We start from the raw sequence: 15,946 nt of genomic DNA on the forward strand, positions 1-15,946 counted from the left end.
CTTAGATTCAACTAATAAATGCAACAGCATTTAAAAAACGGCGGAGAACATTTGCTCCATGGAGCAAATGTTCTCCGCCGTTGGCGAAAAAAAACATCTACTTTTGAGGTTCCTACACACCCAAAAAGATGTCACATTTAACGTTAGAACAAAGATATAAAATAGAAGCATATAAAAAGGCAGGTAAATCACTTACTGAAATTGCTTGTTATATAGGCAAAGACAAGTCTGTTGTTAGCAGAGAGCTTAAGCGCAATTCAGACGAAAGAAATGGTGTTTATAAAGCTAATCTTGGACAAAGAAAGACAGCTCAACGACACAAAGAAAAACGCAAGAGAATACGCTTAACTGAAAACGTAAAAACAACTATTATAGACTATCTTAATCAAGATTATAGTCCAGAACAAATAGTAGGTAGAAGTAAACTTGAAGCAAAAGAAATGGTCTCTGTTGAATGTATTTATCAATTCATTTGGCAGAACAAAAAACAAGGAGGAAAGCTTTATAAGCATCTTAGAACTAAAGGTAAAAAATATAGAAAAAGAGGTGCATGCAAAGACAGTAGAGGCTTGATAAGTAATAGAGTAGATATTGAAAAAAGACCTAGTATAGTTGATGATAAATATAGAATAGGTGATCTTGAAATAGATTTAGTAATAGGGAAAAATCATCGTGGAGCACTGCTTACTATAAACGATAGAGCTACAGGGGTTTTATGGATGGGAAAGATAGAATCAAAGGAAGCTCACGTTGTAGAAGCTAAAATTATAGAACTCTTAAAAGACTTCAAACCGTTACTTCATACTATGACTTCTGATAACGGAAAAGAGTTTGCAAACCATCAAAATATAGCTAACACTCTAGAGCTTGATTACTACTTCGCAAAGCCTTATCACAGTTGGGAAAGAGGAGCTAATGAAAATTTAAATGGATTAGTAAGACAATATTTCCCTAAAATGACTAATTTCGATTTAATTACACAAGCAGCAATTGACAAGGCTGTAAATATTTTAAACAACAGACCAAGAAAGAGATTTGGTTTTAAATCGCCTAACGAAATTTTTACAGAAAAATTAAACCTAATGGTTACTGTTGCATTTAATACTTGAATCCACCCTTAATTCTTAATTCTTAATTAAAATCACACCTCATCTAACAACAGTCTCTTCATCTCTGTCTCTTGAATCATCGGTAATTCCCAATGTTCAATGAAAGCCTCCATCATCTTACGTCCTCTAGTCTCTATATTTTCCTTATTCCAGGTAGGGTATTCTAAAAGGTCTAACTCTAACTTACTTACTCGATACTCGTGCTTTACAGCATTCTGTACTTTGTGTTGTATCTTGTCGAAAGGATTCGCTTCATAGCGGTTATATGCTAAGAACATATTCCCTATCGAATGGCTATAACGGTCACGATTGACCTTTTGCATGGTATTGATGTCTTTATACGTACTTCTTACCTCATAATCATCTTCCTCTGGATAGACTAAGTACACTTTAGGTTCGGTCTGTTCTAATAAACCTCCCATACGCTCTTCTATGCCTTTTAAGAAATAGTCTAATCCTGCCCAAGTCTTAAATCGTCCTCCTTTATGGATATGACGAATTACCTCTTTCCATCTGAAGTGCTCTACTCTACTCTCCATCAACACATTGATCAAGTATTCATTATTATGCGCACGTCCACGTAGATAGTAAAAATTAATATCTCTGAAGGTATCCTCTACATTCAGCGTAGAGTTGTTTCCTTGGAGCAAGAAGCACATGATATTATGGCGTTCCATCGCAAAGAACAAACGCTCTATACTAGCCAAGCGCTCTTGTAGCTCAAAGTCTGATAGTCCATGATCTTCCTTCACAGGCAAATCTCTCATCAATACAGCCAATACAAGGTTAAGCATATACTTACCGTATCCTCTAGGGAAATTAGACAATCTTAGTAATGACTTCTGTATCGCAGGAGTAGTCATATACACAAAGTCTTCATCTGTATCTACAGCATAAGGATTATTAATAAAATACCACAGCGCTACTGCCTTGCGCATACTTTCAAGCCATTGGGTAAGTTCACTATAATCAGCGTAATTCACGCTTCCCGTCTCTTGTTGATCTAGCTGAAAGTCGATGGTAAACAAATGCTTCTGATAAGACTTAAAGTCTGTAGATACCATCTTAGAATGAGAGAAGTACAACAACCAAAAAGCCTTTAAGAAAGCATCATCATCCATAGCCTGTGTAGGGTTTCGCCCCAGCCATTTATAGACTTCTAGCCAACTCTGATTAACCTTTTTTCGACTGCGATCTATTGTACTCGCTACTGTCAATTGCTTAGAGACGATATAAAGCACCCTATTTTTCAGACGTTCTAGACTTGATAATTGTTTTCCTCTAAAGTTTAGCGTCTCGAATACCATAGACACGTCTAATGGGCGCTCCTTAGACTCATTTAAGTTCAATATAGAAAACAATAAATGCTTTGTGAGCTTCTCTATCCAAAAGACTAATTCGACCTCTGTAAATGCTTTAATTCGCTCATTAAAGAATGCTTTTGCAAAAGATAGATTATGCGTGTATAAGGTTTCCGTCTCTTCTGCCTCATAATCAGTATCGTTAAATATCTCTCTGATTAAATAATTATGAGAAGGAACATCTACATGGTACCCAAAAATATAGCGATAACCATCTGTCTCTTTAACTTTAAAATAGTGCTCTGTAAGTCGTTGTTTGAGTGGGCTATCCTCTAGTGCCATCACTAACTCTGATAACAATATTAATATCGTAGTCAGACGTTGTTGCCCATCTACAATATTATACCCCTCATAGTCACTTCCTTCTATCACTAACTTTCCCCCTCTTACCACAAACCCCTCACGTCTAATACATTCTATATCAAACTTGCTAAAGTCAGTCACCGTAAGAATACCCGTAAAGTGAAAAGCATTGCGGTTGTGATGGGTATTATTCAAATCTCCCCACAGTTCTTCTAACTCCTTCTTCGTCCACGAGTAACCTCGCTGATAATCAGGAATACGAAAGACTTTACCTCTAAATACTTCTTCGAAAGTGATAATGTTCATACTATAAATACTTACCTATTTTAAGGGTTACAAAAGTAGACAATATCACATAGATGGGCTAATGAATTATAATTAAGGATAGTAGTTTAACAAAACTAACAACAAAGAAGCAACTCTTCTTTACCTTCTAAGGAATGAATAAGGATAAGGTATATGATCAACCCATATTGTCTCCGTTAAAACAGGCTTTTTAACGGAGACAGTACGGACTCATTCGCATTTAAACAAAAAGAGCTACCCATCAGTAGCTCTTCTCATTTACTCTTTAAGCATTAGCTTATATTCTCGTTTATTACTCTTAGGATTAATATCTATAAACTCATACTGATCAATATTACTCAGTACTTGTTCGAATCGCTTCTTTGCTTCTTCTAAAGTCCAAGTCTTAGGAAAGTAAAAACCGTCAAACTTGCTCTCTGAAATATCTGCTTTAAACTCGTGGATATAATCATAAAATCCACCATACGCTAGGGCTATCACCCCTGACCACTGTATAGCATAATGCTTATTCGCTAATGGTGTAAAGCTAATGGTATGATTCGCCGAAAGATCATGACCTAGTAGATAGATACCAAAAGCCAATTCAGACTCTAACATATCATCTGGTAGAGGAAGCGGATTAAGTACAAACTCTCTATTATCTAATAAATCAAAACTAAAAGGTGTGGTCCCATCAGAAAGAAGAAGTCCTCCTTCATCTGACCAGTACGTAGAAGACAAAGTACACTGATGATAATTATCCCACACGATTCTAGATTGCCACTCGCTCATACTGGTATATTCGGCATCATCGTCGAAGTCCTCTTCCTCATCTTCTATATACTCTTCTCCTTCGCTTAGATAGTAGTATTTTGACTTTAGGTGTAAGTCAAACCATAGTTTGCCTGATTCGTCTAAACGACCTGCCCAAACAAACTCTTCTAACAGATGGGGTTTAGGATAGGCACTATCGATAAATGTAATTGTACTCATGTATATGCTGCTTAACAAAATATTGATATGGTCAAAGCTACAAATATCTAGAGTAGTAATACAAGCTTTTTGTTTGAAAAACAGGGGTAATATTCTATGTTTATCACGGCCTCTATTTTTAGGTAAATCGATAGTGTAACAGCCTATAGTAGTTCGCTGTTCTACTTTCGAACAACTGTTTTCCTACAAAATCGAAAATGATATTCTTTAAATCTAATAAGGATACAATGTCTTCATTGATTAAAAATCCTAACTGTCCGCAGAGCAAAATCTGTTTCTCTAAAGTCATACAGCAGTGAGAGATATCGTCTAAGTAACAGACAAAATCTTCTTCTATCTGACTCTTTAACCCCAAACCGATATACAAAGAAATCATCCCACTAATCTCTCTCATCTTAGCGATCGCTCCTAGATGATCCTCTTTAAAGTTCTCTAAAGTTAGTTTATAGATCGTTAACTTTAGTTCTAATGATTTAATCAACATCGCGTCTCGCTGATATACACTCACAAAGCTCATAACAAATAGTTTATAGATTAACTATACTCCTACCATTACAATACCAAAGAAAGCATTTCTATGTGAAGAAATTGTTATGTTTTAAGCTAGTATTTCAAATAATCTACTACTTCTCTGATGTTTTTTAGCTGTTTATAATTCTCATAAGCTAGCTCTTCCTCTACGACTTCGTGTGCCCAGGTCACATGAAAAGGAACGTGTAGTGCCAATCCTCCAAGTTCTAACACAGGGATAATATCAGACTTAACTGAATTTCCTACCATCATAAACTCCTGAGGTTGACAAGATAGCTTACTTACTAAATTTCCATAATCTAGTATCTGCTTATCACTCATCACCTCTACATGGTCAAAATACTTCGATAAAGAAGAATTCTTTAGTTTTCGCTCTTGATCTAATAAGTCACCTTTAGTTGCTAGTACTAGCTTATAGTTGCCGTTTAGTTGATCTAGTGTTTCCTCTACTCCATCTAAAAGAGTGATTGGCTTATCAATCAGTTCATGTCCTAACCCCAAGATGCGGTGCATTAATACATCTGTCATTTGAGTCCCTGTAATCTGAGCTCCCGTTTCTAATAAACTCAATAAAAAACTCTTCGCTCCAAAGCCATATCGATCTAGATTTCGCATCTCTGTCTCAAAAAGGGCTTTAGACACTTCTTCTCCTGGTAAATAATCTTTTAAAAGCTCGCAGAAAGCGTGTTCTGTCTCTTGGTAGTATATTTCATTATTCCAAAGTGTATCATCAGCATCAAATGCTATAATCTGTATGTCTTTACTCATATTCTATTTCTTTATACCTTGTCAAATATAAAGGTTGACTAGCAATTCTAAAAAGACTTTTGTCTTTCTTCATTTATTCTACTGATGTTCTTCATTATAATTCCCTGTCCTGTAAGACAATCTCATCTCTTCTACGAATCGATCAAAATCAGACATATACTCATAATCTTGTACTATACGATATTTATTATACTCTACTTCTGCCATTTGCTCTGCTACCATTGCTGAGACTTTGCCTGCGTCTTTTAGTACATCATATTCATTAAAAGATAAAAAAGCATCTAACCGATCTATCCAGTCCGTCATTTTCATTGCTTTTTGACGTTTAGCCATATTCTCCGCAAAATCCAAATACATTGATACTACTCTATTTAACTCTGTCAATTCCTCTATATTCAAATAGTTTTTAGCCACTACTACATCACTCTTCAGGATCTTTCCTCCTTGTTTCTCATTCTTCCACGATGTCAATCCCACATTCTTCTGATTCGAATTAGCTCTTTTCTTTATCAATTCGGCAGCTGTATGATTGTGAATCGCCCAATGTAACTTATTCTGAAGTATTGCATAAAACTCTTGAGTAACTTTCGATTTAGGATCATAGTCAATAGATGTTGCATAAATATCTGTAATCTTCTGATAAAAAAGACGTTCACTACTACGTATCTCACGAATACGCTCTACTAATTCCTCAAAATAGTCTTTGCCAAATAATTGTTGTCCTTGCTTTAAGCGCTCGTCATCTAACGCAAATCCTTTTATCAAATATTCCCTCAACACTCCATTAGCCCACTTTCTGAATTGTGTCGCTTGTACAGAATTAACCCTATACCCCACAGATAGTATCATATCTAAATTATAGAAGTTTGTCTTATAATTTTTACCATCAGAGGCAGTATGTGCAAAATTTGCACATACTGAATCCTCTTCTAATTCGCCGTCTTTTAACACATTAGCAATATGCTTTGTGATAACACTTCTATCTACACCGAATATCTCACTCATTGTCTTTTGTGACGCCCAAATAGTATCTTGATTACTATCAACTATAACTTGAACACTTATTTTACCTTCCTTATTATGATAAAACAGAAAATTCGAAACGTTGTTTTCTTCTTTCATAGTATATATCTGTAAGTAGTACTTAATCAATCCTTTGCAATCTACTCTATTTTATACGTTTACTATTTAAATACATTGCTCTAAATAATAGCAAAAGCCCATCATGTGATGGGCTCTTTCTATATTTGTTCTCTTTATATTCTACTAAAAATTACTCTATCACCAGCACCAATCTTTTTCCACTGCTAAGAGGCATATCCCATACTTCTTCTATTTGCTCCCACGAGTAACTCACTGTCTCAAGGCGTAACTTCCCTGCTACTGCTAAATCAAAAGCTTCAGGCAATAATACTTTAAAGAAATGGACAGTCTCTTCTTCCGTCCAGCTACCAATACCTGATCCTAACAGCATAATGTCCGTTCCTCTTAATATAGAAGAAGACAGCTCCATCATATCGCCTGACATCGCTCCTACATTGACAAAACGAGTTCTATGCTGATACTTGCCTTTACCTTTTAAAGCTGTCAATATAGCTGAGGCGCTATCTCCCCATAGGTAATCTATCACCACATCGATAGGCGTTTCTTGATGTACCTGACTAAATGCTGTTACTAACTCTTCTGTTGCTCCCAATGGAATAATCACATCCGCTCCTAATGTCTTTAAGTGATTTAGAGCTTCTCTATTTCGACCTGTTACGATTACTTTACTCGCTCCATAATACTTAGCCATTTGTACAGCTACTTGTCCTGTTACTCCTGTCGCACCATTGATTAAGACGACTTCCCCTTTTGACAATTTCGCTCTGACTACCATAGCAATAACCGATCCCATAAGTGCGTTAGGCAAGGCAGATGCTAATGCTAAGTCTATACCCTTATGCAAGGGTACAACTTGGTTTTTATTGACTACAGCCATCTCACTCACCATCCCTTGTAAGCCAAAACTGTACACTAACGAACCATCTTCTAACGCCCCTACTCCATCTGTTCCTATCACAAAAGGCGCAAAAGGTTTGCTACTCACAGAATAGTGCTTACCACTGGCTATCGCTCTGTCTAAATTCTTGATTGAAGCTGCTTTGACACGCATCAGTACTTCTTCTGTAGAACGAACCTCTACAGGTTTAAAATCGGTTGTATATACCGGAGTTTGTCCTTTTTCTTTTACAATTACTGCTTTCATATTCTATTGTTTAGAAATGTAAAAGTAGTATGGGCAAAAGCCAAGGAACGATAACATTTGTTATCAAATCACTTCTTCAGCAACTTGCTTTTAATACGGCTCAAGTGAACCTTCGTTATACCGATATAAGAGGCGATATAATGCTGAGGAATGCGTTTAATCAGTTCTGGACGCTGTTCCACTAATTCTAAATAACGCTGTTCTGGTGTTGATTTTACAAACGAAAGACTGCGATTCACATAGTCAAACGTACGCTGAAAGAGCACCTCTATAAAGAGGTCTCTATACTCTGGCGTAGCTAAAGAGTCTTCTAATAACGGTCTAATATCTTCTTTATCTGCTACCCATACTTCTGTAGGTTCTATCGTCTCAAGAGTAAACTTACTCGGCATCCCCTTCCAAAAACTCTCTATCGAAGACACCATACTATGCTCTAAGAAAAACTGAAATGTGACTTCCTGTCCATCCTTATTCAACCATACACGCATACATCCCTTCTTAACCCAGAACACCTTATTAGCCACTTCTCCTTCCTCTAAAAGTACCGTTTTAGCCGCATACGATTCCTCTCTAAAGTAAGGCTTGTACTTCGCTATAAACTCCTGACTAATTAATGAGTCTCTATCTACTTTTTCGAACATACGGTTTGTTTTTATACACATTTAACCAAAGAAGCATCCATACGGATCACTAACTATTTCTTTAAAGATATCGTCTAAGTCAACGGTTTCAGACAATTCATCATACACTTGCCATTTTCCATTAGCCCTTAGCCAATACAGCTTCCATACTTTCTGAGTCCCTACATATTTAAACTTGACGAAAGGATGCCTCCTGATAATCGTATCATCCATCCAATCTGGCCTAACTGTGACTAAGATATACGTATTTTTGTCGCGATCGTAATCCACGTCCAATTGTTTTCTAATCTCAGGATCATCTGACCTAAGCGTTTCCACAAATTGCTTTATACACCCTTCATTAAAGTCAATTGTAGCTCCCATATCTCTTTTATTTACTTCCACTAAGGTAAGATGTTTTACGTAAACTCTTTCATTCAATTTCAACATCAAGCCAAGTCGCCAGCCCTTTATTCATCTTAGCGAAGCCTTCAATAGTATCCACCAAGTTGAATCAGATAATACATATCGTTATTTTGGCTATTTAAAAATTTAACTTTATGTTCTTCAAGCTCTAGGCTTAGATAAACTAAAACTACCTTATCAGCATTGTGGAAATGATGATAAACATAAATCCATCTCAGATTTTCTAAGGAAAGACATAGCTTCTATTTAGATTCTTCCATTACGTATCAAGTACAGCTGTTTTAGAACATATCTTTTTTAATCAATTATAATTGGTGTATTTAAAAAGCAATGCAGTTGTTAAAGCGAAACGATTAATAACCAAAAAACATTCACCCTCCTATAGATCACTAATAAATACTGCATCAATAACTAAGTAGAAAAAACTATAAGTTAGATCTCTTTAAACAAGAATATTCTTTCTTTTTTATTAACTACTTTACAATTTATCAGCGGGTTCACTAACTTGATGTGTTTATATTCGTTTTCATCAATAGACAATTGTATTGGCAAATACGAAACCTCATCCAAAGCTATCTTTGTATCCTCTTTTGTTTTTTTCATGCGTAACTTCACTTTTTTAGTGGCCTGCCCCAAGAGAACTTCTTTTTCTACAAGTTCGAATAAATCGCTATTTACATTTAATGACACCTTTATATTATCGTACTTTGACGGTAAATTCTCCTTATTAATTTTTAAGTCAAATTGCAAGTTTTCATCAATATTCACAACAGGTGCAGTATTATCTACAAAAAGAGTATAGAATTCAATCCCATGTATAAACTCTACCTTATCCGTTGCTTCTACTTGTTTTCTCAATTTTTCATCTATCGCCTGAGCAGTAAGTTCTACAACAAAAACATAAGCGTCTTTATCAGCTGCAAATGTTCCCCAGTTAGGAACTTCTTCATACAGTTTTGAAATTGGTGGATTACTCACACTATGTCTTCCGTCAGTCAGAAGATAGGCTATATTGATTTTTGCAGGATCGATATGCTTTTTAGCTTCTATCCAAGCATTGTAGATATTTGTATTTTGCCCTGGTACATTTTTGACAGTGATTGCATTTAGCTTCTCAACTAAATTCTTTTTACCTGTAGTAGTAGCCATCTCGTGCCAAGTGTTAATGATCTTATCTTGCCAAGTCACTAAGACGATTTCAGCAGAAGGATCACTTATCGTTTCAATAGCATCAATAAGTTGACTTCTCACTTGATCAAAGATATCTATTGAGCCTGGCTCACCAACTCCCCACATTGACTTGGTAATATCCAATTCAAATATGTACTTCTTTTCTTTCAAATTGTGTTGAGCAAATAGCGGTACTGTCACTAATAAACAAAACACCACAACTAAAATTTCTTTTATACGCATTATTCTTCTTTTTTAGATGATTTAGTAACCATATCGACTGATACAATGCTCTCAATATTAATCGAAAGAAAACGATCTTTATTAGGACAGTCAATGGTCAGTGGAATGGCACTTGAATAATAGTCTTTTATTTGATTCAAAACTTTCTCTTTCCCCTTATCATTAAAGATAGAGAACAACTCATGGGTTTGAGAAATATAAGTAGGAATCATATTTATAAAAGGTCTCCCTCTCTCCTTCAGTTTTTTGATATCAACCTTGTACTCAAACTTTGTAAATAACTTCATATGATCATACTCACCTTCCATATAATCGGAGATATTGAAATCAATAATTCCTATTCTGTTGTTTACTGTCTTTAATTTATAATCATATACAATCTCATAAATTTCCACCTCTTTATCAATCAACCTCCTAAGTGGTAATTTGATATCGTGAGTCAATTCGGTTTTATGTGCTTCAAAATAATCATTTAAAAGGCTATGATTCATTATATTCTGTATAAATGAATAATCAATATAAGGAGTGCTACGCCACTGATCTTCATAGAATTTGCCTTGTACATGTAAACTTGAAATAACAGATTCTATTCTATTGTGATTCTCCTCGCAAACATTGTATAAAGCAAAAAGTGAATCTAAAGAATTTTTAATCTGATCGACACTTTTGGAAAAACGCGCGATTTCCCCTCTCACATCATCCATATCAAAATTCAATCCGGCTACAGTATGTCTGTGTAAACGACGGGAAAACAACTTACCGAAAAATCCCTTCTTTGCATATTCCTGTTTTACAAGCTCAAGCTCTCTTTGTAAATTGCGTAGTTTACCATCAAGTTCTTGAAGCTGATTGAGCTTTAGATACTTGCGCTCTAAAGGTTTTCTGTACTTGATGAAGGTTGTTTCAACTTGCTTTACAAACTTTTGATACGTTTCATTCTCTAATACTATTCTATCTTCTAAGCTCTCTATTGCATCTTCATAATTGTCCTCAAGGGACTTAAGCTCTTTTAATTCTTGCTTATTATAATGTAATCTGACATAAATAGCTTTTGCCTCAGTTACGGTTACAACATCTTTTTTATCCTCTAAAACATAGTTGTAAATTACATGGAAAATTAATTCCTTGATTGTATATTTTACATTTAGCTCGTCTACATTTACAATATGAGCTTCCCTTTGTCCTAAAAGATATTCTAACAATATGTTATAAGATCCAATATTCGTTTGTAATGACTCATCGGTGTTCAATTGTACCAAGTCATAAACATCAGATAAATCTGTCGTACAATCGCCATAGAAGGTTGTAAAAAGTGAATTTACTTTATTCAAGCTCTCTGAATTGTAGCGGTTAATGCTGCTTATACTAATGCTTTCGTTCAATAAGAATTGATGATAAATAACATTGTCAAAGAAAGCATTGAAATATAGCTTATCAAAAAAAACGGAACCTACTCCGAAAGACAAAATCTGATTCTTTCCTGGCAAATTGCTAATTAACTTATATTGATTAGTCATAATAGCAATAATAAACTCATAAAGAGCAAAGGATAAATATTCGTGTTGATATCCCAGAAAAACAGCATTTAAGTTCTTGTCATCCAGAATAAAAATACTATCTATTATCTTACTTTTTGCTCTGTATTTTTGTAGCCAATTGAGATTTTTAGTTACGACTTTTTCCTGTTCAGTAGACAATACGCCACTGCCATCAGATATAATCACATAGTTTTTAATCACTACGGTCCCAAAGGTTCCCTCATCTGTATACTGCTCTACAATTTTTGCAAACTTCTTAACTATCGTTAAATCCTCCTCTAAAGCCGAAAAGATTAAATTCACATTAATGTAAGAGTACTGCAGATTTTCTCCTAATACATTGAGAATCGAGATTAAGTCATTATAAGCAGTAGCCAAAAATACGTGATCATCCGTAAGAAAATCATCTATCTTATCTGGTAAGACATATTTCTCTAACTCTAGGCTATAAGTATTAAAAGCACTGTATTTATCCTCTTCAACAAGGTCAACAGCTAAGAATGACATTAACTTTGGAAAATCTTGCTCACGAGCATAAAATATGTTCGCGAGCATTTCCAGACATAATGTACCTTCTTTTCCTATCCCTATATTAATACACGGGCTAATCATAAGTTACGCATTACTTTAATTCTTTAATAACAAAATCAATTTCTTTTTTCAATAAATCAGCAATAGATTGATAATGTGGCTTTTTTAAGTCATCTCGACTAATATTTACACAAGCATAATTACCCAAGTAATCGTTTTTCATATCAGCAATCAGCTCGTTACTCTTCATCTCACCTTCTTTGTGCTGTCTTGATTCAATACTTATGATAGCTTCTTCGACAAACTTATTACGTTTAAAGATTTCAAATGCTTTATCTCTATATTCTGATAGCTCAAGCCAATAATTATCTAATGGATCACCGTGATTAGTAGAGTATATTTTATATTTATTTGTCTCTGGATCTAACTTTATCAATTCGTAAGCAAAAGACAACACCCAAGCCTGAAGACTATTATCTTCTTTCTTCGCTGGCCATATAGAGAAATTTCTACGTTGCATTTCGGTTAGCCAGTTTTTATCCACGTGATAAATCATCGAGTTCATATTCTCTTTAATCTTATTGTGATCTCTTGAGTAACCTTCCACGTCAAGTACACCATAGATTGGAGATGCAGCCTCCATTCGGTAACAAATCACTTTATTGTGAATTCCAGTAGCCACATACTCTATATTTTGGTTTTGTACTAAAGTACCAAAAGCCTTTTTAAACTGAGAGTTCGCTGAAGGTAAACCAATTACAAAATAGTCAAACAACTCCTGTCCTACCACAAATCCCTTAGAACTATATTGCCATAGTGCATGCGATTTTCCAATTAGTTTATTGGCAATATCCTTTGTTTGTTCTTCCGTCAAAGTTCTCAGTACATCATCAATGGACTTGTTGACAAACTCTTTTGATTTAGGCAGGTCCTTAGCATATTTCCAAAACTTCTTCTCAATATTTTCAATTTTCAACGTTTCGAAATCCAGTAATCCATTGTCCAGGCCATTTTTCAATATAGCCATAAAATCAGACATTAGGAACTCATCTTCTCTTGCATACGTTTTATCTAAATCAAGTTTATGAAGATCAATGATAAAGGTTTTTTGTCTTTCGTTGGTAGAGTTGATGATATTGTTCACGAATGAAGTCAAACTCTGCTGTACTTGTTTTAATTTATTGCCTACAGTATCTACCACTTTTTGATAGTTAACTACCTCTGAGATTAACTTAGTCAAGAACTGCTTTGCATATACTCTACGTTTAATCTCATTTATAGTAATAGCTTGGTTATTAACCATATCACTAAGCGTTTCTTTGCTATCGTTAATTGCAGATTTTTTCAAGAAGCTAAAGCCTTTAGACATACCTTGTAGTGCCTCTACTTCACTGCGAATTGCCTGTTCGTTATTTTCTCTATTTTTTATAAACTGAGCTTCTTCTTCTTCCATTTCATTGAAAAAGATAGTTAGTTGGTGTTTTAAATCTTCTAAGAAATGTTTAGTATTCCCAACTCCATAACTATCGTTCAAGGTATTCAGCACAAAATTCTTTAACTGCTCTTTGACGTCTTGGAATTTATTGTCGGTATTTATAACGATATTCTTCTCCGAAGTTTCCTCTAAATTAGTAAGATACGCATTGATTTGATTTAAAATATCAGACAAATCATCTACGTAAGGAAACTGATTTTGAGGGCGATTATTCAATAGCGAATTAATCAAGTTATCATTTCCATTATTCTCACGAATATTTACTTCAGGATTATCTATAAAAGTATTTGCTAAGGGCTGTGCACTCTCATCCTGTCTCAACAAATTATTAATCATTAGTTGTGACAATCTACGGGTATAGATATTTGACAGTGTATTTCCATCGTAGTACAACTCACTTACTCCCATACCACAAGCCCACGCACGCTTGTCAAACACGTCTAATTGCCCACCTACCAATACAGTGATAACGTTATCGTACACACTGTTCACATTTGCACTTAATTCACTTGCACCTGTGAACATTGCCAATCCAATTTGCTCTGAAATATCAGAAATATGGTCGATAACAGCTCCATTAGTATTTTTATTTCCAATCGTAAATAAGATGTCAAATGGCTGTTCTTTTACTGGAATAGTTTGTTGATTCAAGTTTATTGTCAAATCAAACTTTTCAATATCCTTGCTCATCAAGAAGTCTAAATCTACCAATGCACCATAACTATTTGGTCGAGTATTGGCCATCGAAATTCCTTGTTGCATTGCATTAAATACATCCGGAAGAACAGCAAATCCAATAGATTTAATATTCTCATTACCCTCAAGAGCGTGTTTCACCAAATAAACAATGTCAATGAAAGTTCCACTTCCCGTTCCTCCTGCAATAGAGAACACAAAGTTTATCTCAATCCCTGCATCTTTTGGAACAAATGTATTCTGGTTTGCAATATCAATATTTTGGATAGCATTAATCTTATTTTGAACAGCGTGCATAATAGCTTTTTGGTTAAAATAAGTACCAAAGCGCCCATTAGTTCTCACTTGACCTGCACCCTGCCATAAATTTTTTAAAGCATATTCATTTTCTTGAGGCATCCAACTAAATATAGTGTCTTTATTCTTCTCATAAGCCGAAGCTGCCCCCTGCACTCCGATGTGAATAACTTCAGAAGGAGTAAAAGAAACTTTAAAGTCTTTATTCTTGTGAACATCCAACACATTGTCGCGTGTAATCGTTTTATCTCCTGTACTCACGTCTGTATCAATCGCTAAAAAGCCAATCATCGGTGGTACTTCTCCATAAGTATCCAAGAATCTCTTTTTGGTATGTAAAAGTGCTTGAGCACCTGTTCCTCCTAAACCAATAAATAAACTTCTTTTTAAAATATGTGCCATAATTATAAGTATGTTATCGTTATTTCTTCGTTAGTTGATGAATTTGTTATTGTATAGTTTTTTCCTTTTTCTAAAGTACTAGCAAATGGATCCAATACATAAGCTCCATTTGTTCTAATTCTTATTTTTCCCTTTGCACTTGGAATAAAGTGTATCGGAGTAGTAAAATAGCTGTTGACAAAATAGATTTTCTTTCCTTTAAATAGCTTATTAAAGAATCCCTGCGAAACTTTCTTGTTTGTATAAATAACTTCTATCGCTCCTTTCAAACTTGTATTCTTGTAAAACGGTTTCTGAATAGTCAACATTCCTTTTGAAAAGCGAGAGTAGATTAAGGGTCTCAGAATAATTAAATAAAGTAGCAATAGCCCCAGTAAACTACCTAAGCACCAAACTAAAAAATACTTTAAAGGATTCCATTGCAACTCTTGAGAAGCTGACCACTTATAGATTACCGTATTGTCTAATTCATCAAAATCGTTTACTCGGTCCACATCGTGATTTCTTATCGTTATATATCCATAGTGATCTTTACTTTGTTTATCCGTAAAGACTAACTTAAGTCGGATTTCATCTTGTGCCTTGTCTTTGGATTGTAGTAGAAGACTCCCTTTTTCTAACGGTTTTTCATTAACTAAAAAGTGAAACTCATTATTTTTTGCAGTAACAACTTTATTGGAACTATCTGTAAAGGTTAGCTCTACATAAGATTGTGACTCTTGTGCCCACTCGTTAAAACTAAACTCAAAAGACTTATTCAGTGTATCATTGCGTTCTGCACTCCACAAAAAAGATTCATGTGCTATTGATTTACCAAAATCAGACTTCGCCACAGATTCTTCCTCTATTTTCTGACAATTACTAAAAAGTACCACTGAAAACAACAGAGCTATTTTATATTTTAAAAGCATAGAATTTAACCTTATTTTA

At 34.8% G+C, this 15,946-nt stretch carries 13 protein-coding genes; 1 reads left to right on the top strand and 12 read right to left on the bottom strand.

The genetic code is table 11. The features are described 5' to 3' along the window. Window positions 1-128 precede the first annotated feature (128 nt). A complete protein-coding gene (locus tag MODO_RS13105) occupies window positions 129-1,109 on the top strand; it encodes an IS30 family transposase (RefSeq protein ID WP_006265742.1) in 981 nt (326 codons plus the stop codon). A gap of 32 nt (window positions 1,110-1,141) precedes the next feature. On the opposite strand, the gene MODO_RS13110 is transcribed toward MODO_RS13105, so the two are convergent. From MODO_RS13110 to MODO_RS13165, 12 genes are all read right to left on the bottom strand, one after another. Further along, window positions 1,142-3,079, bottom strand: a complete 1,938-nt coding sequence (locus MODO_RS13110) for a DUF262 domain-containing protein (RefSeq protein WP_006258164.1) — start codon at window positions 3,077-3,079, stop codon at window positions 1,142-1,144. Window positions 3,080-3,337: 258 nt separating this feature from the next. Then, window positions 3,338-4,051: a hypothetical protein gene (locus MODO_RS13115; protein WP_006258165.1), complete on the bottom strand. Its 714-nt coding sequence runs from the start codon at window positions 4,049-4,051 to the stop codon at window positions 3,338-3,340. A 118-nt stretch (window positions 4,052-4,169) separates the two neighbouring features. Continuing rightward, window positions 4,170-4,568 carry a four helix bundle protein gene (locus MODO_RS13120; protein WP_006258166.1) on the bottom strand — a complete coding sequence of 133 codons (399 nt, stop codon included), beginning with the start codon at window positions 4,566-4,568 and terminating at the stop codon, window positions 4,170-4,172. An 86-nt stretch (window positions 4,569-4,654) separates the two neighbouring features. Next, entirely contained in the window at window positions 4,655-5,350 is a 696-nt protein-coding gene (locus MODO_RS13125; RefSeq protein ID WP_006258167.1) for an HAD family hydrolase, read from the bottom strand. A gap of 78 nt (window positions 5,351-5,428) precedes the next feature. Then, on the bottom strand, window positions 5,429-6,472 hold the full coding sequence (locus MODO_RS13130) for a virulence RhuM family protein (protein WP_006258168.1): 1,044 nt from the start codon (window positions 6,470-6,472) through the stop codon (window positions 5,429-5,431). A 151-nt stretch (window positions 6,473-6,623) separates the two neighbouring features. Next, the gene (locus MODO_RS13135) at window positions 6,624-7,598 is read right to left on the bottom strand and encodes a quinone oxidoreductase family protein (protein WP_006258169.1); all 975 of its coding nucleotides are present in this window, start codon (window positions 7,596-7,598) and stop codon (window positions 6,624-6,626) included. 68 nt (window positions 7,599-7,666) lie between these two features. After that, window positions 7,667-8,239, bottom strand: coding sequence for a Crp/Fnr family transcriptional regulator (locus MODO_RS13140; RefSeq protein WP_006258170.1), 573 nt, complete (start codon window positions 8,237-8,239; stop codon window positions 7,667-7,669). A gap of 21 nt (window positions 8,240-8,260) precedes the next feature. Then, window positions 8,261-8,623, bottom strand: a complete 363-nt coding sequence (locus MODO_RS13145; protein ID WP_162264455.1) for a DUF3024 domain-containing protein — start codon at window positions 8,621-8,623, stop codon at window positions 8,261-8,263. A gap of 453 nt (window positions 8,624-9,076) precedes the next feature. Beyond that, complete coding sequence (locus MODO_RS13150) at window positions 9,077-10,057, bottom strand: vWA domain-containing protein (RefSeq protein ID WP_006258172.1); 981 nt, start codon at window positions 10,055-10,057, stop codon at window positions 9,077-9,079. Next, window positions 10,057-12,207, bottom strand: coding sequence for a hypothetical protein (locus MODO_RS13155; protein WP_006258174.1), 2,151 nt, complete (start codon window positions 12,205-12,207; stop codon window positions 10,057-10,059). The genes MODO_RS13150 and MODO_RS13155 overlap by 1 nt, the downstream gene beginning before the upstream one ends. Before the next feature lie 10 nt (window positions 12,208-12,217). Further along, a complete protein-coding gene (locus MODO_RS13160) occupies window positions 12,218-15,016 on the bottom strand; it encodes a tubulin-like doman-containing protein (protein WP_006258175.1) in 2,799 nt (932 codons plus the stop codon). A 2-nt stretch (window positions 15,017-15,018) separates the two neighbouring features. Beyond that, the gene (locus MODO_RS13165; RefSeq protein WP_006258176.1) at window positions 15,019-15,927 is read right to left on the bottom strand and encodes a hypothetical protein; all 909 of its coding nucleotides are present in this window, start codon (window positions 15,925-15,927) and stop codon (window positions 15,019-15,021) included. Between the last annotated feature and the right edge of the window lie 19 nt (window positions 15,928-15,946).

This window comes from Myroides odoratimimus (assembly GCF_001485415.1).
In the GTDB taxonomy this organism is placed as follows: Bacteria; Bacteroidota; Bacteroidia; order Flavobacteriales; family Flavobacteriaceae; genus Flavobacterium; species Flavobacterium odoratimimum.

What these genes read in the sequence shown, in the direction of transcription:
- MODO_RS13155 (WP_006258174.1), bottom strand. Translation starts at nt 12,207, where the DNA reads ATGATTAGCCCGTGTATTAATATAGGGATAGGAAAAGAAGGTACATTA.
- MODO_RS13160 (WP_006258175.1), bottom strand. Translation starts at nt 15,016, where the DNA reads ATGGCACATATTTTAAAAAGAAGTTTATTTATTGGTTTAGGAGGAACA.
- MODO_RS13165 (WP_006258176.1), bottom strand. Translation starts at nt 15,927, where the DNA reads ATGCTTTTAAAATATAAAATAGCTCTGTTGTTTTCAGTGGTACTTTTT.
- MODO_RS13105 (WP_006265742.1), top strand. Translation starts at nt 129, where the DNA reads ATGTCACATTTAACGTTAGAACAAAGATATAAAATAGAAGCATATAAA.
- MODO_RS13120 (WP_006258166.1), bottom strand. Translation starts at nt 4,568, where the DNA reads ATGAGCTTTGTGAGTGTATATCAGCGAGACGCGATGTTGATTAAATCA.
- MODO_RS13125 (WP_006258167.1), bottom strand. Translation starts at nt 5,350, where the DNA reads ATGAGTAAAGACATACAGATTATAGCATTTGATGCTGATGATACACTT.
- MODO_RS13115 (WP_006258165.1), bottom strand. Translation starts at nt 4,051, where the DNA reads ATGAGTACAATTACATTTATCGATAGTGCCTATCCTAAACCCCATCTG.
- MODO_RS13110 (WP_006258164.1), bottom strand. Translation starts at nt 3,079, where the DNA reads ATGAACATTATCACTTTCGAAGAAGTATTTAGAGGTAAAGTCTTTCGT.
- MODO_RS13130 (WP_006258168.1), bottom strand. Translation starts at nt 6,472, where the DNA reads ATGAAAGAAGAAAACAACGTTTCGAATTTTCTGTTTTATCATAATAAG.
- MODO_RS13150 (WP_006258172.1), bottom strand. Translation starts at nt 10,057, where the DNA reads ATGCGTATAAAAGAAATTTTAGTTGTGGTGTTTTGTTTATTAGTGACA.
- MODO_RS13135 (WP_006258169.1), bottom strand. Translation starts at nt 7,598, where the DNA reads ATGAAAGCAGTAATTGTAAAAGAAAAAGGACAAACTCCGGTATATACA.
- MODO_RS13140 (WP_006258170.1), bottom strand. Translation starts at nt 8,239, where the DNA reads ATGTTCGAAAAAGTAGATAGAGACTCATTAATTAGTCAGGAGTTTATA.